The organism is Streptomyces sp. MnatMP-M17 (assembly GCF_900091995.1).
Classification (GTDB): Bacteria; Actinomycetota; Actinomycetes; order Streptomycetales; family Streptomycetaceae; genus Streptomyces.
On sequence record NZ_FMDK01001282.1, the window covers coordinates 1 to 2494 of the forward strand.

A 2494-nucleotide genomic window follows, 5' to 3' on the forward strand; every position below is an offset into this window, starting at 1 on the left:
GAGACGGGAGCGGGTCCGGGCGCGGGTCCGGGCGCGGAGTCGGAGGCCGGAGCCGAGCCCGGGGCCGGAGCCGGAGCGGACGGTGGGCCGGGGGAGGGCTCGGCGCTCGCCTGCCGGCTTGTCGCCAACGGGCGCGCACTCGGCACCCTGATGCTCGGCCGGCCCGGCAGGACCGGCGTCCCCGACGATGTCACCGCCCTGGTCGAGGACTTCGCGCGACGCGTCGCCCTCGCCATCGGCGCGGCCCGTCGCTACACCCGCCAGGTCACCATCAGCCGCGTTCTGCAACGCGGCCTGCTGCCCAGCCAGGTCGCGCGGATACCCGGTGTCGCCAGTTCCCTGGTGTACGAGCCGAGTGACGAAGGTCTCGCGGGCGGCGACTTCTACGACGTCTTCCCGTGCCCGCCGGGCGACCGCTGGTGCTTCATGCTCGGCGATGTCCAGGGCAGCGGTCCCGAGGCGGCCGTCGTCACCGGACTCGCCCGCCCGTGGCTGCGGCTGCTGGCCCGTGAGGGCTACCGCGTCGGCGCCGTCCTCGACCGGCTCAACCGGCTGCTCCTGGACGACGCCACGGAGGCGGCGGAATCCGCGTCCCTGATGGTCGCGGCGGCAGCCGCGGCCGGTCCTCCGCTCGGCAGGACCGGCGCCGTCCCAGGGACGGCCGAGAGCGGCCAGCCGCGCTTCCTGTCGCTGCTGTACGGAGAGCTGATGCCGCTGCCGGGCGAGGGCGGCGGCGTACGGTGCACGCTCGCGAGCGCCGGTCATCCGCTGCCGCTGCTCCTGCGGCCCGACGGGACGGTAGGGCCGGCCGCGGAGCCGCAGCTGCTGCTCGGGGTCGTCGAGAACGTCGCGTACGAGAGCCGTACGTTCCACCTGGAGCCCGGCGACACGCTGCTCTGTGTCACCGACGGTGTGACGGAGCGGCGCTCGGGATCGCGGATGTTCGACGACGGCGACGGGCTCGCGCGGGCGCTGGCGGAGTGCGTGGGGCTGTCGGCACAGGGCGTCGCGGACCGGATACGGCGGGCGGTGCACGATTTCGGTGACACACCGCCGGGCGACGATCTGGCGCTGCTGGTGCTTCAAGCGGAATGACCGTTCCAGGGGAGGGGGCCCAGGAGGAGTGACCGCTCCAGGCGCAGTGACACGGACAACCCGTCCGGTACGGGACACTGGGGGGTATGCCTTCCGCACTGCCCGACGGTGATCCCATGCCCGAGACCGGAGCGCTGCCCCCGCACGCGCTGACGGGCGCGGCGGACCGGCCGCTCGGCTTCTATCTGCATGTTCCGTACTGCGCGACCCGCTGCGGCTACTGCGACTTCAACACGTACACGGCGACCGAGCTGCGCGGCTCGGGAGGTGTGCTGGCGTCCCGCGACAACTACGCGGAGACGCTCGTCGACGAGATACGGCTCGCCAGGAAGGTGCTGGGCGACGATCCGAGGCAGGTCCGTACGGTGTTCGTCGGCGGCGGTACGCCCACGCTGCTCGCGGCCGGAGATCTCGTACGGATGCTCGGAGCGATCCGGGACGAGTTCGGGCTCGCGGACGATGCCGAGATCACCACGGAGGCGAATCCGGAATCGGTCGGTCCTGCGTATCTGGCGGCGCTGCGGGAGGGCGGCTTCAACCGGATCTCCTTCGGGATGCAGAGCGCGAAGCAGCACGTACTGAAGGTCCTGGACCGTACGCACACGCCCGGACGGCCCGAGGAGTGCGTCGCGGAGGCCCGCGCGGCCGGATTCGAGCATGTGAACCTTGATCTGATCTACGGCACGCCCGGCGAGAGCGACGACGACTGGCGCGAGTCGCTGGCGGCGGCGGTGGGTGCCGGGCCGGACCATGTGTCGGCGTACGCGCTGATCGTGGAGGAGGGCACGGGACTGGCGCGGCGGATCCGGCGCGGCGAGGTCCCGATGACGGACGACGACGAGCACGCGGACCGGTATCTGATCGCGGACGCGGTGCTGGCGGAGGCGGGCTTCTCCTGGTACGAGGTGTCGAACTGGGCCACCTCGGAGGCGGCCCGCTGTCTGCACAACGAGCTGTACTGGCGCGGCGCGGACTGGTGGGGCGCGGGCCCGGGCGCCCACAGCCATATGGGCGGCGTGCGCTGGTGGAACGTCAAGCACCCGGGCGCGTACGCGGCGGCGCTGGCGGAGGGCCGCTCGCCCGGCGCGGGCCGGGAGATCCTCTCGGCGGAGGACCGCCGGGTGGAACGCGTCCTGCTGGAACTGCGCCTGTCCTCCGGCTGCGAACTCTCCCTCCTGGGCCCGGACGGCCTGGCCGCCTCCCGCCGAGCCCTGACCGACGGCCTCCTGGAGCCGGACCCGTACGAGGAGGGCCGAGCGGTCCTGACGCTACGGGGCCGCCTGCTGGCGGACGCGGTGGTCAGGGACCTGGTGGACTGACCGCCCACGCTGCGGTCGCACCCGCCCGGCGGCGCGTGGGGTGCCCATCCGCTCCACCCGTGCGAGTGGGGTGTGCGGGT

2 protein-coding genes are annotated in these 2494 nt (G+C 73.3%); both read left to right on the forward strand.

Going from position 1 to position 2494, the window contains the following annotated elements:
- The coding region (locus tag GA0115259_RS38570) for a PP2C family protein-serine/threonine phosphatase (protein WP_141716913.1) at positions 1–1095 on the forward strand (1095 nt) is incomplete at its 5' end.
- An 86-nt stretch (positions 1096–1181) separates the two neighbouring features.
- On the forward strand, positions 1182–2414 hold the full coding sequence (hemW, locus tag GA0115259_RS38575; protein WP_093605282.1) for a radical SAM family heme chaperone HemW: 1233 nt from the start codon (positions 1182–1184) through the stop codon (positions 2412–2414).
- The last annotated feature ends 80 nt before the right edge of the window (positions 2415–2494 follow it).